At 56.8% G+C, this 25,024-nt stretch carries 24 protein-coding genes, 1 tRNA gene and 1 other RNA gene; 14 read left to right on the forward strand and 12 right to left on the reverse strand.

The genetic code is table 11. The features are described 5' to 3' along the window. The first annotated feature begins 2 nt into the window (after window positions 1–2). Complete coding sequence (locus tag Q3Y53_RS00810; RefSeq protein WP_303531757.1) at window positions 3–1,154, forward strand: FAD-binding oxidoreductase; 1,152 nt, start codon at window positions 3–5, stop codon at window positions 1,152–1,154. On the opposite strand, the gene Q3Y53_RS00815 is transcribed toward Q3Y53_RS00810, so the two are convergent. After that, window positions 1,139–1,993, reverse strand: a complete 855-nt coding sequence (locus Q3Y53_RS00815; protein ID WP_303531759.1) for a galactose mutarotase — start codon at window positions 1,991–1,993, stop codon at window positions 1,139–1,141. The genes Q3Y53_RS00810 and Q3Y53_RS00815 overlap by 16 nt on opposite strands. 19 nt (window positions 1,994–2,012) lie before the next feature. After that, complete coding sequence (locus tag Q3Y53_RS00820) at window positions 2,013–2,933, reverse strand: alpha/beta fold hydrolase (protein WP_303531761.1); 921 nt, start codon at window positions 2,931–2,933, stop codon at window positions 2,013–2,015. Between the two features lie 20 nt (window positions 2,934–2,953). Between Q3Y53_RS00820 and Q3Y53_RS00825 the strand changes: the two genes are divergently transcribed. After that, complete coding sequence (locus tag Q3Y53_RS00825; RefSeq protein ID WP_303531764.1) at window positions 2,954–3,304, forward strand: hypothetical protein; 351 nt, start codon at window positions 2,954–2,956, stop codon at window positions 3,302–3,304. Between the two features lies 1 nt (window position 3,305). On the opposite strand, the gene Q3Y53_RS00830 is transcribed toward Q3Y53_RS00825, so the two are convergent. Next, complete coding sequence (locus Q3Y53_RS00830) at window positions 3,306–4,682, reverse strand: cation:proton antiporter (RefSeq protein ID WP_303531767.1); 1,377 nt, start codon at window positions 4,680–4,682, stop codon at window positions 3,306–3,308. A 212-nt stretch (window positions 4,683–4,894) separates the two neighbouring features. Here Q3Y53_RS00830 and Q3Y53_RS00835 point away from each other — a divergent pair, with 212 nt between their 5' ends. Further along, on the forward strand, window positions 4,895–7,417 hold the full coding sequence (locus Q3Y53_RS00835; protein ID WP_303531770.1) for a glycogen/starch/alpha-glucan phosphorylase: 2,523 nt from the start codon (window positions 4,895–4,897) through the stop codon (window positions 7,415–7,417). A gap of 58 nt (window positions 7,418–7,475) precedes the next feature. Here Q3Y53_RS00835 and Q3Y53_RS00840 read toward each other — a convergent pair whose 3' ends face one another. The 3 genes from Q3Y53_RS00840 to Q3Y53_RS00850 all read right to left on the reverse strand — a co-directional run bounded on the left by Q3Y53_RS00840 (window position 7,476) and on the right by Q3Y53_RS00850 (window position 8,474). After that, window positions 7,476–7,943, reverse strand: coding sequence for a hypothetical protein (locus Q3Y53_RS00840; protein ID WP_303531773.1), 468 nt, complete (start codon window positions 7,941–7,943; stop codon window positions 7,476–7,478). A gap of 37 nt (window positions 7,944–7,980) precedes the next feature. Beyond that, window positions 7,981–8,307: a hypothetical protein gene (locus tag Q3Y53_RS00845; protein ID WP_186494314.1), complete on the reverse strand. Its 327-nt coding sequence runs from the start codon at window positions 8,305–8,307 to the stop codon at window positions 7,981–7,983. Window positions 8,308–8,400: 93 nt separating this feature from the next. Further along, window positions 8,401–8,474: transfer RNA gene (locus tag Q3Y53_RS00850), tRNA-Arg, on the reverse strand. Between the two features lie 38 nt (window positions 8,475–8,512). On the opposite strand from Q3Y53_RS00850, the gene rnpB reads away from it, so the two are divergent. Beyond that, window positions 8,513–8,904: RNase P RNA component class A (gene rnpB, locus Q3Y53_RS00855), an RNA gene on the forward strand. A gap of 301 nt (window positions 8,905–9,205) precedes the next feature. Here the strand turns inward: rnpB and Q3Y53_RS00860 are convergent. Further along, window positions 9,206–10,015 carry a hypothetical protein gene (locus Q3Y53_RS00860; protein WP_303531776.1) on the reverse strand — a complete coding sequence of 270 codons (810 nt, stop codon included), beginning with the start codon at window positions 10,013–10,015 and terminating at the stop codon, window positions 9,206–9,208. 258 nt (window positions 10,016–10,273) lie between these two features. Here Q3Y53_RS00860 and rnc point away from each other — a divergent pair, with 258 nt between their 5' ends. Then, entirely contained in the window at window positions 10,274–10,999 is a 726-nt protein-coding gene (gene rnc / locus Q3Y53_RS00865) for a ribonuclease III (RefSeq protein ID WP_303531778.1), read from the forward strand. On the opposite strand, the gene Q3Y53_RS00870 is transcribed toward rnc, so the two are convergent. Further along, window positions 10,957–11,784, reverse strand: a complete 828-nt coding sequence (locus Q3Y53_RS00870) for an ion transporter (RefSeq protein WP_303531780.1) — start codon at window positions 11,782–11,784, stop codon at window positions 10,957–10,959. The genes rnc and Q3Y53_RS00870 overlap by 43 nt on opposite strands. A 4-nt stretch (window positions 11,785–11,788) precedes the next feature. Beyond that, window positions 11,789–11,974 carry an NAD(P)H dehydrogenase subunit NdhS gene (locus Q3Y53_RS00875; protein WP_115024823.1) on the reverse strand — a complete coding sequence of 62 codons (186 nt, stop codon included), beginning with the start codon at window positions 11,972–11,974 and terminating at the stop codon, window positions 11,789–11,791. A 55-nt stretch (window positions 11,975–12,029) separates the two neighbouring features. On the opposite strand from Q3Y53_RS00875, the gene rimM reads away from it, so the two are divergent. The 3 genes from rimM (at window position 12,030) to gmd (ending at window position 15,206) form a co-directional block, all read left to right on the forward strand. Then, window positions 12,030–12,563 (forward strand): ribosome maturation factor RimM, encoded by a 534-nt coding sequence (gene rimM, locus Q3Y53_RS00880; protein WP_303532732.1) that lies wholly within the window; start codon window positions 12,030–12,032, stop codon window positions 12,561–12,563. Between the two features lie 69 nt (window positions 12,564–12,632). After that, entirely contained in the window at window positions 12,633–14,090 is a 1,458-nt protein-coding gene (locus Q3Y53_RS00885; protein ID WP_303531786.1) for a mannose-1-phosphate guanylyltransferase/mannose-6-phosphate isomerase, read from the forward strand. Beyond that, window positions 14,091–15,206 (forward strand): GDP-mannose 4,6-dehydratase, encoded by a 1,116-nt coding sequence (gmd, locus tag Q3Y53_RS00890; protein ID WP_303531789.1) that lies wholly within the window; start codon window positions 14,091–14,093, stop codon window positions 15,204–15,206. It abuts the gene before it with no gap. A gap of 226 nt (window positions 15,207–15,432) precedes the next feature. Here the strand turns inward: gmd and glmS are convergent, their stop codons facing one another. Next, the gene (gene glmS, locus Q3Y53_RS00895; RefSeq protein WP_303531791.1) at window positions 15,433–17,322 is read right to left on the reverse strand and encodes a glutamine--fructose-6-phosphate transaminase (isomerizing); all 1,890 of its coding nucleotides are present in this window, start codon (window positions 17,320–17,322) and stop codon (window positions 15,433–15,435) included. 54 nt (window positions 17,323–17,376) lie between these two features. Beyond that, window positions 17,377–17,622 carry a photosystem I iron-sulfur center protein PsaC gene (gene psaC / locus Q3Y53_RS00900; protein ID WP_006850103.1) on the reverse strand — a complete coding sequence of 82 codons (246 nt, stop codon included), beginning with the start codon at window positions 17,620–17,622 and terminating at the stop codon, window positions 17,377–17,379. A 145-nt stretch (window positions 17,623–17,767) separates the two neighbouring features. Here psaC and acpP point away from each other — a divergent pair, with 145 nt between their 5' ends. The 6 genes from acpP to Q3Y53_RS00925 all read left to right on the forward strand — a co-directional run bounded on the left by acpP (window position 17,768) and on the right by Q3Y53_RS00925 (window position 24,202). Continuing rightward, window positions 17,768–18,010: an acyl carrier protein gene (gene acpP / locus Q3Y53_RS00905; protein ID WP_011363161.1), complete on the forward strand. Its 243-nt coding sequence runs from the start codon at window positions 17,768–17,770 to the stop codon at window positions 18,008–18,010. A gap of 8 nt (window positions 18,011–18,018) precedes the next feature. Further along, a complete protein-coding gene (gene fabF, locus Q3Y53_RS00910; RefSeq protein ID WP_303531795.1) occupies window positions 18,019–19,266 on the forward strand; it encodes a beta-ketoacyl-ACP synthase II in 1,248 nt (415 codons plus the stop codon). A 54-nt stretch (window positions 19,267–19,320) separates the two neighbouring features. Next, window positions 19,321–21,330, forward strand: coding sequence for a transketolase (gene tkt, locus Q3Y53_RS00915; protein WP_303531798.1), 2,010 nt, complete (start codon window positions 19,321–19,323; stop codon window positions 21,328–21,330). 73 nt (window positions 21,331–21,403) lie between these two features. Then, on the forward strand, window positions 21,404–21,871 hold the full coding sequence (locus Q3Y53_RS13095) for a dTDP-4-dehydrorhamnose 3,5-epimerase family protein (protein WP_368506426.1): 468 nt from the start codon (window positions 21,404–21,406) through the stop codon (window positions 21,869–21,871). 70 nt (window positions 21,872–21,941) lie between these two features. Continuing rightward, window positions 21,942–23,111, forward strand: a complete 1,170-nt coding sequence (locus Q3Y53_RS00920; RefSeq protein ID WP_303531801.1) for a DegT/DnrJ/EryC1/StrS aminotransferase family protein — start codon at window positions 21,942–21,944, stop codon at window positions 23,109–23,111. Window positions 23,112–23,176: 65 nt separating this feature from the next. Beyond that, window positions 23,177–24,202, forward strand: a complete 1,026-nt coding sequence (locus tag Q3Y53_RS00925; protein ID WP_303531805.1) for a hypothetical protein — start codon at window positions 23,177–23,179, stop codon at window positions 24,200–24,202. On the opposite strand, the gene Q3Y53_RS00930 is transcribed toward Q3Y53_RS00925, so the two are convergent. Then, entirely contained in the window at window positions 24,199–24,969 is a 771-nt protein-coding gene (locus Q3Y53_RS00930; protein ID WP_303531806.1) for a hypothetical protein, read from the reverse strand. The genes Q3Y53_RS00925 and Q3Y53_RS00930 overlap by 4 nt on opposite strands. Window positions 24,970–25,024 lie beyond the last annotated feature (55 nt).

Below are 25,024 nucleotides of genomic sequence, written 5' to 3' on the forward strand. Positions count from 1 at the left end.
CCGTGATCCATTCCCCCGCCAGCCGCAGCGCTCTGATCGACCTGGTGCGCCAGTGGCATCAGGACGGCACCCCCTGGAGCCCCAGTGGCCTTGGGACACGCCTGGACTGGGGCCCACCGCTGGATCCCCGCCATGAGGTGCTCTCCTGCCGGCAGCTCAACCGGGTGATCGACCATGCCGTGGACGATCTGACCATCACGGTGGAAGCCGGCCTGCCCTTGCAGGACCTGCAGGATCAGTTGGCAAAGCAGGGGCAATGGCTGCCCATTGACTGGCCCCGGGCCGGCACTCCTGGAAGCATCGGCGGCCTGGTGGCCCGTGGACTGGCGGGGGGACTGCGGCAACGCCATCTTGGGGTGCGCGATCAGATCATCGGCATCGGCCTGTTGCGGGCGGATGGCACCGAAGCCCATGCCGGTGGCCGTGTGGTGAAGAACGTGGCGGGCTACGACCTGATGCGGCTGCTCTGCGGCAGCTGGGGGAGCCTGGCGCTGATCACCGAACTCACCCTGCGGCTGCAACCGCTGCGCCCCGCCCGGAGCAGCCTGCTCGTGGACGGCGACCTGAAAGCCCAGGAGGCCTTCCGCAGCGAACTGCTGCGCTCCAGCCTGACGCCTGAACGCTGTGACTGGATCAACAGCGGCGATGGTGCATGGCGGCTGCGGCTGGTGGTGAGCAGCGTGTCGGAGCAGGCGGTGGAGGACCAGCTGAAGCAGCTCGAGGCGGTGGCGGCGGAACAGCAGCTCAACACCGAACGCCAGGCCTGCGCCGATGCCCTGACCACACCCTTCGATGCCAGCTCCACAACACAGCTGGTGCGGCTGGTGCTACCGCCGGCCAATTTGCAACGGTTACTGCGGGATGACGCCATGACGGCCCTCAAGCCGTGGTGTTGGGAGCTGGCCGCCGGAGCAGGCTGTGGCGATGGCTGGTGCGATGCCGCCACGCCGGATCACCAGCTGGAGGCCCTGCGCCGCAGCGTGATCCGCCTCGGCGGCGAAATGTCGCTGTTGAAACGCGCGGCCGGATCAACAGTGCCGGCCTGGCTTGACCGTCCCTCCCGGCCGCTGATCGAAGCGGTGAAACGCCAGTTCGACCCCAAACTGCAACTCAGCCGCGGCCGCCTGCCAGGGGTCAATCAGGAGACGCTATAGCGACAGGCGAGGGTCTGCCTCGCACCGGGTTCCAACACCAGCTTGCAGTCACCGCTGACCAGAGCCTGCCGGGGCCCCGTCCAGGGTTCCAGACAGACCATCGGCCGCGGAGGCTCAGTCCAAACCACGCTGAGATCCAGCGGGGCCTGATGCTGCAGTTCCAGCGTCACCCCGGTGGCGTCATCGATCAGGCTGACTGGTCCCGCTGGGCGGCAGAGGAAATCCACCCCCTCCGGCAGCCGCTTGAGCTGATCCGCCGTGGACGCATCCGCCATCTCCAGATGGTTAAGGCAGCGCTCCGCCAAGCCCGTGAGCCGGGTCTGGGCCAGGTCGCTCACGTTGAAGTAGGGATGCAGGCCAAAGCTGAAGGGCATGGCGGCATCACCGCAGTTGTGCACGGTGGTGGAGATCTCCAAGGCTGAGGTAACTGGGCGCAGCTCCATCTCCAAACGGAACGGGAAGGGATAGGCCTTAAGCGTTTCGTCGGTGCTGGACAACGTCAGCCGCACACCGCTCTGATCCTCCAACAGCTGAAGCTGCCAGGGCAGATCCCGGGCGAAGCCGTGCTGCTTGAGGGGGTACTCAACGTCGTCCACCGGCAGCACATCACCGGGCAGGTTGCCGCAGATCGGGAACAGCACCGGAATACCGCCGCGAATGCTTTTGGTGGGATCGGAGTAACGCTCCTGATCGAAATACAGGACCTCCCGCCCTCCGCAACACCAACCGCTGACCAATCCACCCCGCTCCGGAATGATCCGCAACCGATCACCGCTGCTGGGATGCACAAAGTCCCAGTGGGCGTAGGGGGCCGACTGCTGGGTGAGGGTCATGGGCATCCGCCGGAACGCGGGGTAGCTACTTCACTCCCCTAGCCAGCAGATCCGCATTTGTCGGTGCCACAGCCGACTTGAGGCCCTCCAGCCATTGCAGCAAGGCCGTATTCACCTGATCCGGCACCTCATCGTGAGGGCAGTGCCCGGCCTCAAGGACCACCTCGGTGGTGGCCTCCGGGGCATGGCGCTGGAAGGTGGAACGGCGACCGGGTGCATTGATCCAAGGATCACGGATGCCCCAAAGCAGCAACAGCGGCGCGGTCAGTTCCGCGAAGAGCTCATCAAGGGGCTGACCGCGTGGGATGTCGAAGACCGTGCGGAACACCCCGAAAGCGCCGGGATCGAGTGAAGGGCGCCGGATCGACTCCACCAACCAGTCATCGACGTTTGTTTTGTCGACGTAGACCTGATTGAGGGTGCGGCGGATCGTGGCAGGCCGTCGCAGGTTCTCGAACAGAAACCGCTGCAGCACTGGGCTCTTCAGCAGGGCTGTGCCGATGCTCTGGCGGGCGATGGCACCCCAGCCTTGCGGCGGTTTCTGCTCATCACTGAAGGGACCGGCAGCATTGAGCAACACCACCCCCGCACAGTCCGATCCCAATGCAGCCCCCGCAGCAAGGGCCGCGAATCCACCGAGGGAATTGCCGGCGATCACCGTCGGACGGCCGATCCGCTCGCGCACATAAGCCACCAATTGATCACGCCACAGGGCACCGCCGTAGTTCAGCCCTGCTGGCTTGGCACTTCTGCCGAAGCCCAGCAGGTCAATCGCATGCACGGAATGGCTCTGGGCCAACACGGGAATGTTGTAGCGCCAGTGATCGGTCGATGCCCCGAACCCATGCACCAACAGAAGGGCTGGTCGATCGGCCATGTCCTGCTCGGGATGCTGCTGCACCGTGTGCACGGCGTGGCCGAGATGGCTCCAGGTGACGCGATCCACAGCCGGTTGCGAGGGACGCGATGCTAAGCAGCACTGAGGCAGCCTGGATGGTGAGCTACGAGGTCATGGGCGGACCGCTGGCGGACGCATCCGTCTGGCGCGGAGCTTTGCTCTGGGCCATCGCCCTTTATGTGCCGCTGAGCGCACCGCTCAGCAAGCTGGAATCCAGCCTGGAGGACAGTGACCTCCCTGAATCGGTGCGGCAACCGACCTTGGTGATCAGCAGCCTGCTGCTGGCCCTCGTCACCGGTGTCGTCACCCAGCTCGGATTCAGCTGGGCCTTGGGTCCTAGCTGGGCCTCCAGCCTTGGCGTTGTGGCCGTGGGCTGGAGTGTTTTGCTCATCCTCGCCAATATCGGCAAAGACGACTAATTCAGGAGGCACCCGCCAGGGGATCCGCTGCAAATTCGTCGGGCACCTGATTGCCGTCCTCGGGTGGCTTGTCTTTGAGGACGATGCGCAGCAGCACCGGTGCGAGGAAGGTGGTGCCGATCACCATCAGCAGAATCGCTGCTTCAAGGCCAGGGCTGAGCAAGCCTGAAGCCGTTCCCAGGCCCAGGAAAATCAGGCCAACTTCGCCTCGGGGCATCATGCCAAGACCCACCACCAATTTATTGGTCTTTTCCTTGCTGAAGATGGCCCAGCCGGCAGCCACCTTGCCAATGATCGCCACGACGAACAGGAAGGCCGCAACCACCAGAGCAGAACGGGCACCGGGGTCGGAAGGATTGATCACCGACAGATCCATGCCGGCACCCACCAGAACAAAGAAAACGGTGGCGAACAGGCCAACGATGGGGGTGACCGCCGCCTGAATCTCGTGGCGATGCTTCGAGGTGCTTGCGATCAAACCAGCAGCAAAGGCCCCAAGGGCAGCCTCCAGACCAATCGCTGAAGCAACAAAACAACTGACGGCCAAAAGCAGGTAGGAACCAATCAACTTGGCGCCCGGGGCCTTGAGTTGGTCAATCATCCAATCAAAAGCTGGTGCGGCCTTCTGGCTCAACAACAGGGCCACCACCACGAACAGCACCGCCGCCACCACCAACTGGACGATGGGGCCAATCTCCAGACTTCCGCCGGCTCCCAAGGACACCACAATGGCCAAGATGACGATGCCCAGAATGTCGTCGAGCACGGCGGCGCCGATCACGATCTGCCCCTCACGGGTGCGCAGATAACCGAGTTCACCGAAAACACTGGCGGTGATGCCGATGCTGGTGGCCGTCATCGAGGCACCCGCAAAGATCGCTGGGATTGCATCAATGTGGAAGATGGCCATCAGGCCAAGGGTGCCGAGGGCAAAGGGCAGCACCACACCCACCACAGCGACACTGAAGGCCTGGGCCCCCACCGCCATCAATTCCTCCAGCTCGCTCTCAAGACCTGTAAGGAAGAGCAGGGAGTAGAGGCCCAACGTGGCCACCGCCTGCAAAGCTCCGAAGCTCTCGTTGTACAGAAGCGGAATCTCGTCCACCGGCACATGCGACAGGCCGGAGACCACCTCGGAAAAAGCGCCAGAGAGCTGCACCTGAGTCTCCGGCGGCACCAGAAGATGCAAACCCGAGGCACCGATCAGCACACCAGCCAGGAGCTCCCCAAGGATGGTGGGCAGCTCGAAACGCACCAGCACCTCGGCGAGGGTGCGGGCCGCCACGAAGATGAGCATGAAGCGAAGGACGCCGATCAGCGTTTCCGCCAATTCGAGGTCATGGCTGCTGATTTCGCTCAGCAGGGTGGGCAACAGCATCAAGCCGGGCATGTCTCACGCCGAACCTTAATGGTGATTCCCCCGCTGAACTGTTCGCTGGACGATCCCAATTAACTGGAGATGCTGTAGAAGCGGCCTTTTTTGCAGGCAGCACTAATTGTGATCGCTACGGTCCGGGTAATTCATTGAGTTGGGCTCCGAGCACCCCTGGCCTGACGGTGATTCCACGCTCCTTGGCTCGCTGACCCCCCATGACCACGTCCCAACCGTTCGATCTGCGTCTGCCGACCCCCGGCTGTCACAACGACCCCGAACGCGCCGGCCTCGATGCCAAGAGCGTGTTCGACGGCATGACGGAGCACCTGTTCTTCACCCTCGGCAAACTCGCCACCACTGCCAGCCGCCATGACCTCTACATGGCCCTGAGTTACGCGGTGCGCGACCGCTTGATGATGCGCTATCTGGCCACCACTGAAGCGATGCGGGCCCGCCCGCAGAAATCGGTGGCCTACCTGTCGGCGGAATTCCTGATCGGCCCGCAGCTCCACAGCAACCTGCTGAACCTCGGGATCCAGAAGGAGGCCGAGGAGGCCCTGAAGAATTTCGGCATCGAGTCGTTGCAGCAAATCCTTGATGTGGAGGAGGAACCGGGCCTGGGCAATGGAGGCCTCGGCCGTCTGGCGGCTTGCTACATGGAGTCGCTGGCGAGCCTGAAGATCCCGGCCACCGGCTACGGCATCCGCTACGAGTTCGGCATCTTCGACCAGCTGATCCGCGATGGCTGGCAGGTGGAGATCACCGACAAATGGCTCAAGGGCGGCTGGCCCTGGGAACTTCCCCAACCCGATGAGGCCTGTTTTGTGGGCTTCGGTGGCCGCACCGAGAGCTACATCGACGACAAGGGCAACTACCGCTCCCGCTGGATCCCGGCAGAACACGCCATCGGCATCCCCCATGACGTACCCGTGCTGGGCTATCGGGTGAATATCTGCGACCGGCTGCGGCTCTGGCGTGCCGATGCCACCGAAAGCTTCGACTTCTATGCCTTCAACATCGGCGATTACTACGGCGCCGTTGAAGAAAAGGTGGGCAGCGAAACGCTCTCCAAGGTGCTCTATCCCAATGACGGCACTGACGAAGGCCGACGTCTGCGCCTGAAGCAGCAGCACTTCTTCGTCAGCTGCTCACTACAAGACATGCTGCGCAGCCTCGACAACCGTGGGCTTGCCGTCGAGGACTTCCCCAACTACTGGACGGTTCAGCTGAACGATACCCATCCGGCCATCGCCGTGGCTGAACTGATGCGCCTGCTGATTGACGATCGGCATCTGGAGTGGGACCGGGCCTGGGACATCACCTCTCGCTCCGTGGCTTACACCAACCACACCCTGCTGCCCGAGGCGCTGGAGAAGTGGGACCTCGACCTGTTCAGCAGCCTGCTGCCTCGCCATCTGGAGCTGATCTACGAAATCAACCGTCGCTTCCTGCAGCAGGTTCGACTGCGCTACCCCGGCAACGATGCCATCCAGCGCAAGCTCTCGATCATTGATGAAGAGGGCAGCAAAGCCGTGCGCATGGCCCACCTGGCCACCATCGGCGCCCACCACGTCAACGGTGTAGCGGCACTGCACTCCGATCTGGTGAAAACCGACCTGCTGCCGGAATTCGCGGCGCTCTGGCCGGAGAAGTTCACCAACGTCACCAATGGCGTCACCCCGCGCCGCTGGGTCGCCCTGGCCAACCCCGAGATGTCCGCCTTGCTGGATGAGCACGTGGGGCCCGATTGGATCTCCAACATGGAGAGCCTGCGCAAGCTGGAAGAACGACAGAACGACCAGGGTTTCCTGGAGCTCTGGGGCAACACCAAGCTGTCGGTGAAGCGCAAGCTGGCCACCTACATCCATCGCAACACAGGTGTGTTGGTGGATCCCGCCAGCCTGTTCGACGTGCAGGTGAAGCGCATCCACGAGTACAAGCGCCAGCACCTCAACGCCCTGCAGGTGATCACCCAGTACCTGCGGATCAAGAACGGCCAGACCGACGGCATGGCACCCCGCACCGTGATCTTCGGCGGCAAGGCTGCTCCGGGCTACTACATGGCGAAGCTGATCATCCGCTTCCTCAACGGCATCGCCGACACCATCAACGCCGATCCGGACATGGATGGTCTGCTGCGCGTGGTTTTCCTGCCGGACTACAACGTGAAATTGGGAGAGCAGGTGTATCCCGCCTCCGACCTCTCCGAACAGATCTCCACGGCCGGCAAGGAAGCCTCCGGCACCGGCAACATGAAATTTGCCATGAATGGTGCCCTCACCATCGGCACCCTCGATGGGGCCAATGTGGAGATCCGCGAGCTGGTGAAGAGCGAAAACTTTTTCCTGTTCGGCAAGACCGTTGAAGAGATCGCGGCCCTCAAGCAAAGCGGTTACCGCCCGAGCGACGTGATCTCAGCGCTGCCGGAACTACAGGAAGCCCTGCGGCTGATCGAGATGGGGCACTTCAGCAACGGCGACGGCGAATTGTTCCGCCCCCTGCTCGACAACCTCACCGGCAAGGACCCCTTCTATGTGATGGCCGACTACGCCGACTACCTGCGCGCCCAGGAGGCAGTCAGCCGCGCCTGGAGCGACCGGATGCACTGGAATCGGATGTCGGTACTGAACACGGCCAGAACCGGGTTCTTCTCCTCCGACCGTTCGATCAGCGAGTACTGCAACAACATCTGGGCCGTGGATCCACTCAACGTGGAGATCACCTGCGACGTGCGCTGAAAACAGCCAAAAAAGAAGCCCTGGGGTCTTCCCCAGGGCTCCTATCGGACATCGAGTGTCAGTTCCGATCGGGTAGATCCGGAGTCTGGTGCAACAGGCGATTGAGCCGCAGACGGTCCACATTCAACGGATCAGGAGCCAACTCACCGGCAAGCTCGCGGAACTTCTGCTCAATTTCTTCGGGAACGCGCACATCAAAGACTCGTTCCATCAAGGCCTCAATCGAGAACAGATGGGCGTTGATGTTCTCCAGATCAGCGATGGCCTGCTGGAGACCTTCACCTGATTCCTCAGGGAGGGACACTCCAGTTGCTGCAGGCTTTGAGGCCGCTGCATCTGCTGTCTGACGGGACCCGTGCTGCTTTTGCAGTTCCTCGAGAACTCGTCCGGACAAGGTGCGGAACGACTGGAGAGCGGCCCAGTTGAGCTCCTGTTGTTGACGAAGCGTGGGGGATTCCCGGATTAGCCGATCATGCTCACGGTAAAACCGTTGGCAATCCGGGCACTGGCAGGGCTCTTCCGGCAATGCAGTCCCTCGCGATCATTCCCCACTATGCCACTGATCAAGCCGCCTGAGGTCCCAAATCCTCCTCGGCCTGGGGGCCATCCTCCGCAGCCGTGTCGGGCAGAGGGATTTCAATGGACGACACCACACCGATGACGTCCCGCAGCCGCATCGAATCCGCAAACCAGCCCATGGCTTGTTCGGTGTCGCCACGGCGTTCGGCATCACTGGCCTGGTCCTCATGGGCTTCCGCCAGAAGAGCCAGCCAGCAGAGACAGCGGGCCTGAACCACCGATAGGTCCAGATCCGTGGGCTGGGATTCCGCAATCCGCTCACTTTCCTGCTGCACCAACAGCCGCAGACGAAGATCGTGAAGCTGGGTCATGGCACCCACAAGAGGTTGGATCAACCCTAGCGGTGGTGAACGATCTGCCCACCCCACCAGATGTAGCGCTCACTACTTCTTCAGCAGTTCTCACGGGGCTGGCGGGACTCGAACCCACGACCTACGGTTTAGGAAACCGTCGCTCTATCCAGCTGAGCTACAGCCCCAGACCTCTGAATTATGCCCACGAGGCATGATGAGATCTGAAAGCAGGCGAGGTGGTTGCGGCCGATCTCTTTGAGTTTCGGCTGAGGAAAGTCCGGGCTCCCTGATGGCCAGGCTTGCTGGGTAACGCCCAGTGCGGGTGACCGTGAGGAGAGTGCCACAGAAACACACCGCCGATGGCCGGTTCGCCGGCACAGGCAAGGGTGCAAAGGTGCGGTAAGAGCGCACCAGCAGCATCGAGAGGTGCTGGCTAGGTAAACCCCGGCTGGGAGCAAGGCCAAGGAACGACGGCTGGCCATTGGCCCCGTTCCGCTTCAACGCGCCGCTTGAGGCCGTCGGTAACGACGGTCCCAGATAGATAGCCACCCACCCTCTGCAGACCAACCTCTGTGGAGGCGTGAACAGAACCCGGCTTATGTCCTGCTTTCTCAAACTTAGTGATCAACCCGAAAACGAAAATAATTTGTACTCGTCTCGGAGCAGTCGCGTGCCGAGCCAATCAAGGATCAACCTCTTCAGACATCAACAATCTTTAATCTAGGGCGGCCAAAATGGACAAATCAACAAATATTAAACAATACAAGTGTACCCAAAAATCAATCAAAAATAGTCCAACACAACGGGAAGCTCAAAGCATCAAATTCTATATCTTAAGCCAAGCAAAATCGAGGCCAAAATCCGCCCTTAATTTCATCTTTTAGCAAACAAATAAAACGCAGACTTAGGACTTATCTCAACCTCTTCTCTTAAGCAAATACGTGCTGTACATCATGAATTGACCAGGCGTCATACCAGACGACTTAATAGCACTTCGGGCAGATTGAGGAGCTTTTTCAAAAACAACCATGTTCGGATAAAAACAAATACTTTCAGTAGAAGCCGTAAACTCAGTCACCGAAGAAAGCCCTGAAGGCGACGATACCAACACACTGCTTCTATCTTTTCCTGATGCAGCGACTGCCTCGGCTACGTGCTTATCAGCCCTTTGAGCAATTGATTCTTCACCAAAGCCAAGGTTGAGCTGAAGCAGCAGCTCATTTGCATAATCAAGAAAAGAGGGCGAATCAGAATCTCTTGATCCAGCAATTGAAGGCACAATGTCTTCGACGATGTAAATCGCCTCACTATTAATTCTAGAATAGAGAAACTCAAATGTTTTTATCATGTCAGCAGCAACGTGACTGCCGTCATCTATAACTATATCAATGCAAGAGTGCTGATTCAGAATGTGCTCCAGAAAAGCCAAATCAGACTGATCTCCAATATATATATCAAACCCATCCCCGGAAAGCTTCTCACAAGATTGCTTTATGTCAACACCGATGATCGTCGCCTCCGGCCCAAAGTAATTTCTCCAAAGACCAAGAGATCCACCCTCTCTTACCCCAATCTCCAACACCACAGGCGCCTTCCCCCTATAGCACGACAAATGTTTATCATAAACAGATAGATAATGGGCCCATTTGTGGCACTCGCGAAATGTATTTTTTAAAAAAATTTCTGAGAGACTTTCGCTACTCATGTTTACAGCAAAGCTTTTCACTATCAGATCTTACAACAGCCAACCTTCAGTTTTAGGAGTTCATGCCCCCCCTGAAACCTTTTCCACGCAACCAACTGAGAAAGGCATCAGCGAGGGCAATCTACAAACCGTTTTTGCAACTACCCCCTTTCGACAATGCATACCTTGAGCCTGAAGCGACAAAAAATTCATTATCACCTCAAGCATGACGCCAATCGCGAATAAAATTCCTTTAAAGACCTGCTTTCACCCTCTTGTCAGCATTGCTCAGGAGTCCCTGTGGATCCATCCCGCGCCGCAGAGCTCACCAACCTGATCCAGCGCCTGGACGCTGAGATCAAGATCGACCTGGAGCTTCTGGCCCAGGTGGATCAGGCCCTCACCCACTTATCCACCGGCCGGGCCCGCAACCTGGAACGGCTGGAGTTCCTCGGGGATGCGGTGCTGCGACTCGCCGCCACTGAATTCATTGACCGCCACCACGCCGATCTCGCCGTGGGTGCCTGCTCCAACCTGCGGGCCCAACTGGTCAGCGACCGCTGGCTGGCGGATGTGGGGGCAGGGCTTGCCATCGATCAACACCTGCTGCTGGGACGGCACGCCCAGGGGGATCGTTCCGCCCAATCCAGGCTGCGGGCCGATGCCACCGAAGCGCTCATCGGTGCCTTGTACACGGCCCTTGGCGACTTTGAAGCGATTCACCGCTGGCTCACCCCCCACTGGCGCGCCACAGCCCAAGCGATGCTGGCCACCCCCCATCAATTCAACGGCAAAACAGCCCTGCAGGAGTGGAGCCAGGGCCAAGGACTGGGACTGCCCGACTACGCCACCGAGGAATGCAGCAACCAGCACGGCGACCCCGAGCGCTTCACCTGCCGGGTAAGCATCCAGGAGCGGGAGCTGGCTGAGGCCAAGGGCCGCTCCCGTAAGGAGGCTGAACAGAACGCCGCTGCCGCTGCTCTTCAGGCCCTTGAGGGCAGCGATGCGCCGCAGACATCGCAGTGAAGGGCGTCCTTGCGATGGCCCTGGCGCCCGCAACTGCTGCAGGTCAGCTCTACCCCGCGCAGCTTGTGATGCCGCACCCCTGACACCGTCAGGATGCCGGTGGGGATGGCAATGATCCCGAAACCGAGCATCATCACCACCGAGGCCAGCAACCGCCCCAGCTCCGTCTGGGGCACCACATCGCCGTAACCCACGGTGGTCATGGTCACGATCGCCCAGTAGACACCACTCGCCACCGTCTGGAACTGGGAATCAGGCCGGGCACTTTCAATCACAAAAATGCTGTAACCGAGCACCACCTGCAGCAGAAAGACGAAGAACAAAAACACACCGATGGTGCGGGCACTGCCCCGCAGCGCCCGCACCAGCACGCGGGCCTCGTCTATGAACTTGAGCAGCTTGAACACCCGCAGGATGCGGCCGAACTTGAACACCCACAGCAGCAACTCACTGCGCACCTGCGGCACGAAGAAGAAGAGCACCGCTGAAGCGTCGATCAATCCGGTGAAGCTGAACAGGTAGCGGCGGGGCTTTTGCACCAAAGCCAGATGCAGAACGAAATCCGCCGCGAACACCGCCAAGCAGAGGTTCTGCACCAGATCAATCCAGAGCACATTGGTCTGGCGCAGGGCCGAGTTACCCAAGGGGTCAGGCTCCAGCAGCAGGGCCAGAACACTCAGGAGAATCGACCCGAAGATGACGGCGTTGTAGGCCTTACCCGCAGGTGTGTTGGCTTCCAGCACCGTGGCCTGCAGGCGTTGTCGCAGGCTGCGGTCCGTGTCCATTGCCTCAGGCCGGCTGGAGGTCTTTCAAGCGCAGGGTCACCAACTTGTCCCAGTTACCGCCTTCAAACAGAACGGCCGCACGGTCGCCGCTGATCCGCTGCACGAAGCCGGTGTAACCGTTGTAGATCGAGGTGGCATCAGCCACGGTCACGGTCGAGCCGGGAAGGATCGGAGCGGGTGCAGACGCCATGGCTCGTTTGCGGACAGATCTGGCGCCATTATCGGCAGAGTGTGCGGCGGATGGCATGGCGGAGAGCGACGACTGGCTCAGCGTCGGCAAGATCGTGGGAGTCCAAGGGCTCCAAGGGGAACTACGGGTGAACCCCGCCAGTGATTTCCCCGAGCGCTTCACGGCACCCGGGCCCCGCTGGCTGCGGAGCCGCAAAGGTGGTGGAACTACGGAAATCCAGCTCATCAAGGGGCGGCAACTGCCGGGCAAGTCATTGTTTGTCGTGCGCTTCGAGGGAATCGACAACCGCAGCGCCGCCGAAACCCTGGTGGGGCAAGAACTGCTGGTGTCGGCGGACGATCGGCCCGAACTTGAAGAAGGTGAGTTCCACCTGCTCGATCTGATGGGGCTGGAGGCACGGCTCAATGCCGATGGCCCCGCCATCGGCACGGTGAGCGACCTGATCAGTGGCGGCAACGATCTGCTGGAGATCACCACCAGCGATGGCCGCAAGCTGCTGATTCCCTTTGTGGAAGCGATCGTGCCGAAGGTGCAGCTCGAAGATGGCTGGCTGCTACTCACGCCGCCACCGGGCCTGCTGGAGCTCTGACAAATCTCTCGCGGGCATCGACAGAAGCCCCTTGGGCGAGCGAATCTGGGTCACCGCCTTCAGGACGTGATGGCCTCCACACCGCTGATTCCTGTGATCCTTTGCGGAGGAACCGGCACACGGCTGTGGCCTCTATCGCGGGCGAGTTACCCCAAGCAGTACTGGCCGTTAAGTGGTGACGGCGAAGCGACGCTGCTGCAACAGACCCAGCAACGCCTCAATGGCCTGGAGGCCCTCGCGGCTCCGCTGTTGCTGTGCAACGAAGATCACCGATTCATCGTGGCCGAGCAGATGCGCCAGATCGGTGTGGAGCCGAACGCGATCCTTCTGGAGCCAATGGGCCGCAACACTGCCCCCGCCGTGACGGTGGCCGCACTACAAGCCACGGCCAACGGCAACGACCCGCTGCTGCTGGTGCTGGCGGCGGATCACCTGATCCGCGATGCTGCACAATTCCGCCAGGCCATCGACGCCGGCCGCAAGCCCGCCGAAGAGGGGCGCCTGGTGACCTTCGGCATCGTGCCGACGGCCCCGGAGACCGGCTACGGCTACATCGAGGCCAGCGCACCCTTCTCCCTCGGCCGACCGGCCCATGTGCCGATCAAGCGCTTTGTGGAGAAACCCGACCAGGCCACAGCAGAGCAGTTCCTGGCCACCGGACGTTTTACCTGGAACAGCGGCATGTTCCTGTTCCGCGCCAGCGCCATGCTGGCGGAACTGGAGCGTTTGGCCCCAGAGGTGGTGAGCTGCTGCCGAGCAGCCCTGGAGCAGGACACTGCTGATCTGGAATTCCATCGGCTGGAGCGGGAGGCCTTTGCCAAATGCCCCAACGTGGCCATTGATGTGGCCGTGATGGAGAAAACGGAACTGGGCAGTGTGCTGCCGCTGGATGCGGGCTGGAGCGATGTGGGCAGCTGGAGTGCTCTCTGGGAAACCTCTGAGAACCGCGATTCCCAAGGGAATGTGGTGCAGGGCCACGTGATCGCCGAAGGCAGCCGCAACTGCTACCTGCGCAGCGAACATCGCTTGGTGGTGGGGCTGGGGGTCGACAACCTCGTGGTGGTGGAAACTGACGACGCCGTGTTGATTGCGGATCGCTCGAAGGCCCAGGAGATCAAAACGGTGGTGAAGCAGCTGGAGGCTGCCGGCAGCCCCGAGGGCAAGGCCCACCGCAAGATCTATCGCCCCTGGGGCCATTACACGGGCGTCACCGAGGGAACCCGCTGGCAAGTGAAACGGATCTCAGTAAAACCCGGCGCCAGCCTCTCTCTGCAAATGCACCACCACCGTGCCGAACACTGGATCGTGGTACGCGGAACGGCAATCGTGGTACGCGACGGCGAGGAACAACTACTGGGGGAGAACCAGAGCACTTACATCCCCATGGGTTGCAAACACCGGCTCAGCAATCCCGGCAAAATCCCATTGGAGCTGATAGAAGTTCAAAGCGGGGAGTACCTCGGCGAAGACGACATCGTTCGCTTTGAGGACCTATACGGACGCGGAATCTCACTCAATACAATTTAAATGCCAAACAACAAGCAACCTGTTGCATTAATCACAGGGATAACAGGCCAAGATGGTAGCTACCTTGCCGAGTTCCTTATCAACAAAGGCTATATCGTTCATGGAATAAAGCGACGGTCAAGTAGCTTCAACACGAGCCGCATAGACCATATATTTCAAGACCCACACGAAAAAAACCGCAAACTAATACTTCACTACGGAGACCTGACAGATGGCAGCAATCTAGTGAAGATTATTCAAAAAATTCAGCCTGATGAGATTTATAATCTTGGAGCCCAAAGCCATGTGGCTGTCAGCTTCGAGTCACCTGAATATACAGCAAATTCAGATGCCCTAGGCACTCTAAGAATTCTAGAAGCAGCAAGGCTTTTAGGATTGTCCAACAAAATCAAAATATATCAAGCCTCAACATCAGAGCTCTACGGAATGGTCCAAGAAACTCCACAAAGAGAAACAACTCCATTTTACCCAAGGAGTCCGTACGGCGTAGCCAAGCTTTACGCTTACTGGATTACCGTAAATTATAGAGAATCCTATGGAATGTACGCATGCAACGGAATTTTATTCAATCATGAATCACCTCGAAGGGGGGAAACATTTGTGACGAGAAAAATCACAAGAGGACTGGCACGCATCAATGCCGGACTTGAGGAATGCATATACATGGGAAACCTGGACTCTCTACGAGATTGGGAGCATGCGCGAGATTACGTCGAAATGCAATGGCTAATGCTTCAACAAGAAAGACCAGATGATTTTGTGATTGCAACTGGAAGGCAAGAGTCAGTTAGACGATTCATCGAGCTTGCGGCAGATCAACTTAATTGGAGGAAAAATAATCGTTCAATTGTATGGGAAGGCAAAGGCATGGACGAGGTTGGGCGTCGCGCAGATACCGGAGAAATTGTTATACGCATCGATCCGCGATATTTCCGCCCTGCAGAGGTATCTACTTTGCTGGGAGATCCCAGCAAAGCAAGAGAAATCTTGGGGTGGAGCCCTCGAACAACCCTAGAGCAACTAGTGGAAGAAATGATTACGCATGATCAACTAGAAGCCGAAAAAGAAGCCGTGTTACTAAAAAAAGGATTTGAAATTATAGGACCACGCGAATAGAACAGACTTGCGCCCGAACCAACCAGCCAGATTCTCTAGGTACCAAAAAGACATAAAAGATGAAATCCAAAAATCTCCTCCCTCCAATTCATACGGGCTAGCCCAGAGTCTCCGACAAAACTTGAATTAAACCTTTCGTACAAGATCTAAACAGCTCAGGAAAAACAACACTCATCACGGACGAGCTAAAGCAATTCGACTTCTCTTTTAAAAAGAATCCTTCTTCTTATTCCACCGTGACACTCTTGGCCAAGTTGCGGGGTTGATCGACATCAAGGCCGCGATGTGCCGCGATGTGATAGCTGAGCAACTGCATCGGCACCACCGTAAGCAAGGGGCTGACCCACTCACTTACAGGGGGCACCGGCAGAAGTTCATCGAATAAACCAGTATCGGGCCCCTGAGGAGCCACGCCGATCAGCTGGGCATCGCGGGCCTTGGCTTCCTGGGCGTTGCTGAGCACCTTCTCAAACACCACACCGGGAACGGCGATGGACACCACCGGCACCCGGGAATCGAGCAGGGCGATCGGACCATGCTTCATCTCACCGGCCGGGTAGCCCTCGGCATGGATGTAGCTGATCTCCTTGAGCTTTAAGGCACCCTCAAGGGCGATCGGGTAGTTGATTCCCCGACCAAGGAAAATCACGTCCTGTGTATCGGCAAAACGATGGGCCAGGGCCTCGGAGCGCTGGTCGTGCAGATCCACCAACTGGCGCAGCTGCAAGGGCAAGCTGCGCAGTTCATCCGCCAGGGCCTTGATCTCCGCCGCGGGGCGAGCGCCACGCCGGGCGGCAAAGGCCATTGCTAGGCCATAGAAGGCCAAGAGCTGACCGAGGAACGTCTTGGTGGCGGCCACGCCGACCTCAATACCAGCCCCGATGTCGAGGATGTGAGGCACCTGGCGCGAGAGGGAGCTTTCCGGTCGGTTGGTCACCCCCAATTGGCGGGGCGCAAAGGCCGGATCCCCATGGGCCAGACGCCGCTCCGCCTCCATGGCCAGGGCGGCAAGGGTGTCTGCCGTTTCACCGGACTGGGTTACCCCGATCGTGAGGGTGTGGGGGGCCAGCGGGGGCGGGGAATAGCGGAATTCACTGGCGTAGTGCACCGAGGTGGAAATCCCGGCGAACTGCTCCAGCAAATAAGCCCCCACCAGCGCAGCGTGACGGCTGGTGCCGCAGGCCAGGATCTGAATCCGCTCAATGCCGGCGTAAAAAGCATCGTCCAGCGGCAGCGCCACGGGCTGTTCAGCCGGCAATCCCTGGGGCAGATGACGGGTCACCCACAGCTCTGCGGTCTCCGGTTGCTCGTGGATTTCCTTGAGCATGAAGTGACGGAACTCACGCTTGTCCGCCACGTGGTCCACGCCGCTGAGCTGGGTGGGCATGCGTTGCTGCCGCAAGCCTGCGGCGTCGTAGAGCTCCACCCCCAGAGGTGAGAGCAGGGCCACCTCTCCGTCTTCCATCGGCAGAATCGTGCGGGTAAAGCCCGCCAAGGCCGGTGTGTCGCTGGCACAGAGGAATTCACCTTCCCCCAAACCGATCAACAGGGGGGCCGCCCTACGGGCTACCACCAACGCCCCCGGCGCCTGATCCCAAATCACCGCCAGGGCATAGGCCCCCTGCAGCTGAGGCAAGACCCGCTGTAGGGCCTCCAGCAACAAGCCACCGCCTGGAGTGGCGCCCCCTGCTTGCAACTGCCGCAATTCCGCCGCAAGCAGGTGGGGAATCACCTCGGTGTCAGTCTCAGACTGGAAGACCACCCCTGCAGCCTCCAGCTGCTCCCGCAGGGCACGGTGGTTCTCAATGATTCCGTTCTGGACCACAGCTACCGCACCATCGCCGCTGCGGTGCGGGTGGGCATTGCGCTCTTCCGGCTTGCCATGGGTGGCCCAGCGGGTGTGGCCGATGCCGCATTGGCCGGGAGCACCTTCTGTGTCAAAACAAGCGGTGAGGTTGCGCAGCTTCCCTTTGGCCCGCAGGCAGGTCAGCTGCCCCTGGGCGGCCACCGTGGCAATCCCAGCTGAGTCATAACCGCGGTACTCCAACTGCCGCAGGCCCTCCAAGAGCTGAGGCGCCGCTTCTCGGGAGCCGACCAGGGCAACGATTCCGCACATACAAAAAAAGCCCGGCTGAAGCCGGGCTGAGCTTATGAGGTGAGACGAGGCAAATCAGTAAGCCAGACCCATAGAACGGGTGGTCTCATCGCCCAGGTAAACGCGAATGCTGAGGAAGTCGGTGGGGCAGGCCGTTTCACAGCGCTTGCAACCAACACAGTCTTCGGTGCGAGGGGAGGACGCAATCTGGCCGGCCTTGCATCCGTCCCAGGGCACCATCTCAAGCACGTCGAGAGGGCAGGCACGCACACACTGGGTGCAGCCGATGCAGGTGTCGTAGATCTTGACGGCGTGGGACATGTGCCCGATGCATACGAAGGCTTGGAGCAAACGTACCCGTCCCTCTGGCGTCCATGGCCAGGCCGTCACCGTTGTTAACGGCGCAGTCGTTCTTGAGGAAGGCTGAAGGCGTGCCCGTAAGATGCAGCGTCCCGTTGCCACGGCTATGTCTCAGGAAGCGATTCTCGAAAAGGTGCGCTCGATCGTTGCGGAGCAACTGAGCGTTGACTCCGGCGAAGTGAAACCCGAATCCAACTTCCAGAACGATCTGGGTGCTGATTCTCTGGACACCGTGGAACTCGTGATGGCCCTGGAAGAGGCTTTCGACATCGAGATCCCTGACGAAGCAGCTGAAGGCATCACCACCGTTGGCGACGCCGTCAAGTACATCGAAGACAAGCAGGCCTGAGCAACGCAATGGTGGATGGTCTCCATCGCGTCGTCATTACCGGCCTCGGCGCGGTCACACCGATCGGCAACACGGTTCAGGACTACTGGAACGGCCTTACCTCCGGCAGGAACGGAGTGGAGGCCATCACCCTGTTCGATGCATCCGAGCACGCCTGTCGCTTTGCGGCGGAGGTGAAGGATTTCGATCCGTCCGGTTTCATCGAACCGAAAGAAGCCAAGCGCTGGGATCGGTTCTGCAAGTTCGGGGTGGTAGCGGCCAAACAGGCTGTGGCCCATGCCGGCCTTGATATCAACGACGCCAATGCGGATCGGATCGGCACAATCATCGGTTCCGGCGTCGGCGGTCTGCTGACGATGGAAACGCAGGCCCACGTGCTTGAGGGTCGCGGTCCTGGACGGGTGAGCCCGTTCACGGTGCCAATGATGATCCCCAACATGGCCACAGGCTTAGCGGCGATTGCCCTGGGCACCAAAGGCCCCAGCTCTGCAGTGGCCACGGCCTGCGCTGCCGGCTCCAATGCCGTTGGCGATGCCTTCCGGCTGCTGCAACTGGGCAAAGCAGACGCAATGGTCTGCGGTGGCGCCGAGTCGGCTATTACCCCCCTGGGGGTGGCCGGCTTCGCCAGTGCCAAGGCCCTGTCGTTCCGCAACGACGACCCGGCCACGGCCAGCCGTCCGTTCGATAAGGAGCGGGATGGCTTTGTGATCGGAGAAGGCGCCGGTGTGCTGGTGCTCGAAACCCTCGAGCACGCCCAGGCCCGTGGCGCCACAATTCTCGGCGAAGTGGTGGGTTACGGCATGACCTGCGATGCACACCACATCACTTCACCCACGCCGGGCGGCGTCGGTGGCGCCGAGGCGATGCGCCTTGCCCTGGCCGATGGCGGTATTGAGCCGTCCGAGATCGACTACGTCAACGCCCACGGCACCAGCACCCCGGCGAACGACAAGAACGAAACCTCGGCCATCAAAAGCGCCCTGGGTGATCGGGCGCTTCAGATTCCGGTGAGCTCCACCAAATCAATGACCGGTCACCTGCTGGGTGGTTCCGGTGGCATCGAGGCCGTGGCCTGCGTGCTGGCGCTGCAACATGGCGTCGTCCCCCCCACGATCAACCACACCACCCCGGATCCCGACTGTGATCTGGATGTCGTGCCCAATCAGGCGCGGGATCAGACACTGGGAACCGTCCTGTCCAACTCCTTCGGCTTCGGCGGCCACAACGTCTGCCTGGCTTTCAAACACGCCAGCTGAGCCTTCTCGCTCACACCGTGCGTCAAAATCGCTCCAACCTTCCCTTTTAACACCATGGTCGCTGCGCCCGCGTCACTCGACACGCTCTGCATCAACAGCATTCGGATGCTGGCTGTCGACGCCATCAACAAGTCCAACAGCGGCCACCCCGGCCTGCCTATGGGCTGCGCACCCATGGGTTACGCGCTTTGGGACAAGTTCCTCAAGCACAACCCCAAGAACCCCAAGTGGTTCAACCGCGACCGCTTCGTGTTGTCTGCTGGCCACGGCTGCATGCTGCTTTATGCGCTGCTGCACCTCACCGGTTACGACTCGGTGACGATCGAGGACATCAAGCAGTTCCGCCAGTGGGGCTCCAAGACCCCAGGGCACCCCGAAACGTTTGAAACCCCCGGGGTTGAAGTGACCACAGGCCCCCTGGGTGCCGGCATCTCCAACGCTGTGGGCCTGGCCATCGCTGAATCTCACCTGGCCGCCAAGTTCAACAAGGCCGACGCCACAGTGGTGGATCACTACACCTACGTGGTGATGGGTGACGGGTGTAACCAAGAAGGCGTGTCTTCTGAAGCTGCTTCCCTGGCTGGTCACCTGAAGCTGGGCAAGCTAATCGCCCTCTACGACGACAACAGCATCACCATCGACGGCCGCACCGATGTGTCCTTCACAGAGGACGTGCTGAAGCGCTACGAAGCCTATGGCTGGCATGTGCAGCACGTCGCAGAGGGCAACACCGATGTGGATGCCATCGCCAAGGCGATTGAAGCCGCCAAGGCCGTGACCGACAAGCCGTCGATCATCAAGGTGACCACCACCATCGGCTTCGGCTCCCCGAACAAAGCCGACACCGCCGGCGTCCACGGTGCTGCGCTGGGTGAAGAGGAGGCAGCTCTGACCCGTCAGCAGCTGGGTTGGGACTACTCACCCTTCGAAATCCCCCAGGACGCCTACGACCAGTTCCGCAAGGCCATCGACCGTGGCGCAAGCCTCGAGGCCGAGTGGAACCAAACCCTTGCTGCTTACCGCAGCAAGTACCCGTCGGAAGCCGCCGAGTTCGAGCGGATGCTGCGAGGTGAGTTGCCCGAGGGCTGGGACAAGGACCTGCCCACCTACACCCCGGAAGATGGTGGATTGGCCACCCGCAAGCACTCCCAGATCTGCCTAGGTTCCCTGGGTCCCAACCTGCCAGAACTGATCGGAGGCTCAGCTGACCTCACCCATTCCAATTACACGGATATCAAGGGCGAGACCGGCTCCTATCAGGCCAGCAGCCCCGAAAAGCGCTATCTGCATTTCGGTGTACGCGAGCACGCGATGGCAGCCATCCTCAACGGCATCGCATATCACAACAGTGGTTTGATCCCCTACGGCGGCACCTTCCTGGTGTTCGCCGACTACATGCGTGGCTCGATGCGCCTGTCTGCACTGAGCATGCTGGGTGTGATCTACGTGCTCACCCACGACTCAATCGGCGTCGGCGAAGACGGCCCCACACACCAGCCGATAGAAACCATCCCATCTCTCCGCGCAATGCCAGGCATGTTGGTATTCCGCCCTGGCGACGGCAACGAGACCAGTGGTGCCTACAAGGTGGCGATCCAAAACCGCAATCGCCCCAGCTCCCTCTGCCTGAGCCGCCAGGGCATGGCCAACCAGGCCAACTCCTCGATCGACAAGGTGGCCCTGGGCGGCTACGTGCTCGAAGACTGCTCGGGCACCCCTGATCTGATCCTGATCGGCACCGGCACCGAGCTTGACCTCTGCGTCCAAGCCGCCAAGCAGCTCACTGCTGAAGGCAAGATGGTGCGCGTTGTCTCCATGCCCTGCGTCGAGCTGTTCGATGAACAGAGCGATGCCTACAAGGAAGAAGTGCTTCCGAACGCCGTTCGCAAGCGCATGGTGGTTGAAGCCGCTGAATCCTTCGGCTGGCACCGTTTCATCGGCCTAGATGGCGACAGCGTCACCATGAACCGCTTCGGTGCTTCCGCCCCAGGCGGAACCTGCCTCAAGGAATTCGGATTTACAGTTGAGAATGTTGTTGAGAGAGCCAAGAAGCTCCTGAACTAAAAAAAGAATCTGTTCAGGGCGGTAAATATCCGCCCTTGAGCAGATCTCAAATGGCGCAATTGCAAAGATCACAATGCAACCACAAATAATCGAAAACGGCGGTTATTTCGAGGACGAACGAGGAAAGATCTGGACCACTTTTTCATCAAAATCGACAAAATTAAACCACATAAAGGTGACAACAAATCACCAAGATACGTTCAGGGGATTTCACGGAGACGCGAAAACAGAAAAATATACATCCTGCATATCTGGGGAGACAGATGTATTCATTATTTGTCCCAAAAACTTAAATTACTGGAATTTTCGACTCGTCGCAGAAAAAGCTCAAACACTGTACATACCGAAGGATTTTTATCATGGCTATCACAGCAAACAAGAATCAACTTATTTGTATCAGCTATGCTACGAAGGGGAGTATATAGATCAAACCCAGCAGAAAACATTGTTTCTAGAGAACTCGTGCCTGCCAGAGTCGATCAAAGCAAACTTACTAGCTGATAAGAACTTAATCAGGTCAAAGAGAGACATAAAACCGTAAGCCCTGAACAAAACCGCATACTCCCACACTCTCGCCAAGGGTGTATATTGACTTATATAGCCAAAATACAATGCTTCAACTAGCGTCAAGCACTTGGGATGAGAAGGAAATAGAAGCAATCAACAGAGTAATAGATTCGAATAGGTACAGCATGGGGCAAGAGGTAGAAGAATTCGAATCTAATTTTGCAGAATACATTGGAAGTAAGCACGCTGTGATGGTCAACTCAGGTTCATCAGCAAATCTATTGGCAGCAGCGAGCTTAATGTATGTAAGAGATAAAGAGAAGAGGCTAAAAGCAGGAGATGAAATAATCGCCCCAGCAGTATCGTGGAGCACATCATACTTTCCGTTCCAACAGTTTGGAATGAAGATAAAGTTCGTAGACATTGACCAAGAAACTTTAAACTATGACCTAAATGCTCTGGAAAAGGCAATATCCGATAACACGAAAGCATTGTTAGCAGTAAATCTGCTAGGAAACTCAAATTCGTACGATGAAATTAAAAAAATAATCAATGGAAGAGACATTAGAATCATAGAAGACAATTGCGAATCAATGGGAGCAATATATAAAGATAAGTTCACAGGCACATTTGGCATCGTGGGAACATTTAGTACATACTTTAGCCATCACATGTCCACAATGGAAGGAGGGATAATTTGCACAAGCGATGAAGAGTTATACCATATATTATTAAGCATCAGGTCACATGGATGGACAAGGCATTTGCCCAACACAAATCTAGTAACAGGGAGAAAGAGCAAAGATTCATTCACCGAAAGCTTCAACTTTGTACTGCCAGGATTTAATGTCAGACCTCTCGAAATGTCAGGTGCAATTGGAAAAGAGCAATTAAAAAAATTGCCTAATTTCCTTTCGACTAGAAGATGTAATGCAAAAAGATTTAAACAGCTATTTAGTGATCACGACAAAGTAATGATTCAAAAGGAAGTTGGCTTAAGCAGCTGGTTCGGATTTAGCCTAGTAATCAGAAAAGAAAGCAATATAGAAAGAAAGGACATAGTAAGAGAGCTCAAAATGAAAGATATCGATACCAGGCCGATAGTAGCAGGCAATTTCACCAGGCATAGTGCGATAAAATTCTTCAATTATGAAATCTCTGGTGAACTGAAGAATGCTGACCTGATACATGAGAATGGACTCTTCATAGGAAATCATCATTACTCAATTGAAGATCAATTAGAGCAGATCAAGAGGATAGTTGATGAAGCCTGATTCGGCTACGACATGCTTTTTAGAAGGATAAATACATAATTGGTGAAACGAATACGGAATCTTAGTTGACAGAGGAAGAGAGCTCGAATATAGAACGTGACATGCTAAAATTAATAAAATTAAAAAAATCAACTAAAATGACGAGTCAGCTGAGCATATTTACGCCGACGATGAATAGAGAAAGCAACATTCAAATTACGTGCGAATACCTAGATTCCATAAATTTTGAAGGAAGATTTATTCTGGTGGATGGTAGCGATAAACAGAACAAGGTCGCATCACAATATGATTTTGTTGATTATTACTGGAAGCCAAAAATTACCATGGCGGAGTCATTTGTTCTCGCAGGGATTAAAGCCAAAACCGACTACATAATGTATTTAGGAGACGATGATTTTGCACTTCCAGATGGATGCGAGAAAGCAATTGGTAAACTAAAACAAAGCCCCTTAGAGAGTATAGGATTCGGTAATGCCTTATGGATTCACTATCCTGACTTATTGGCAGGAAGCAGACCTGTTGGAATGACAAAAAACATGAAGAACATAATGTTTCGACATAAATTACATCTCCAGCTGGAAATAATCAGTGGGAGTAGAGAAGAAAAGATCCTTGAAATGATCAAAAACTACAGAGTTTTTCAATTCTGCATTACACCGATGTCCTTGTGGAAAAAAGTATTTAATGAAAATTATACAAGAATTGGAAATCCCAACATGGAAGAATTGGCATCATCTCTAGCCTTATGCCTAGAAGCAAAACATATTAAAGTAGATGAATACTACTTGATGAGAGGAACAGGCCATGTGCGTCCGAACAACCAGGCGGATCATGAATGGCATCGATTCCCAAATCTGAATGAATACAAGGAAAATTTATTGATATATGCAAAGAGCCTGGGTTACGATGACCAACTAAGTCAGTCATTTATGAGTGCAGCTTTAGCGCTGAGACTTCTTGGATATACAAATTACTTTAGCTCCAAGATAGGCATTCAAAAGGAGAAGAAAGATGTATTAATGAAGGAGCGAATAAAAAGATTGAACAACAAGGGCTTCATACAAGCTATCAACAAATTAGTGAAAGTTTAATTAGGCACATCACTCTGGAGAGAATTGATATAACCTTCATTTCTGATGACGCAAGTTTGATCAAGTAGCAGTGAGCCTGTAGAGATCTCGCGCAAGATATTCTGTGCCGGGACGTATATATCACCATCAAAATAATTCAGAATTTTATAAGTAGTGGCAAGGTCGACTGGATAATCTATAGTCAATCGATATGCACTAAGGTCTAGAGCATTTGTAAAATTAAATAGATTAAATATATTTGGTTTGGTCCAAATATAAGGAGTCACGTGCTCTAGATCAGAAGCAAGACGAGCATTTTGGTAGGCATGCTGTAGGGCATTAAATGTAAATACTTCAATATCCAAGCCTTCGGGAAAAGTAGGGATAATAGTATTCGATACATAATCATATTTAGGTTCTGAAAGAATAGTCTGTATTGCTAAATCAATAATATCCGAATCCTTGAATGGATCATCAGCAGTTATCCTTACTATGATAGATGGACTAAAGGGAGTAGAGGCTAAATAGAATCTCTCAAGTACATTCGAGACAGAACCGCGAAAATAGTTATAGTCATTGGCCTTAAGCCAGTTGACCAATTGATCATCACTTAAATCACATGTAGTAGCAACAACTATATTATCAATATGACGGGAACTTGAAATACGCTTTAATATCATATGTATAAGAGGTATATTGTCATATATCGGATATAAAACTTTTGAAGGGAAGCGTCGTGAAGATAATCGAGCCTGAACTACCGCTAAGACAGACTGACTGAATTCCATAAAGAGCCAACGGTAGACGTGTCGGTTCGTATAGTAGGATGGGACGAAGAAGAGA

The organism is Synechococcus sp. YX-04-1 (genome assembly GCF_030546365.1).
Classification (GTDB): Bacteria; Cyanobacteriota; Cyanobacteriia; order PCC-6307; family Cyanobiaceae; genus Parasynechococcus.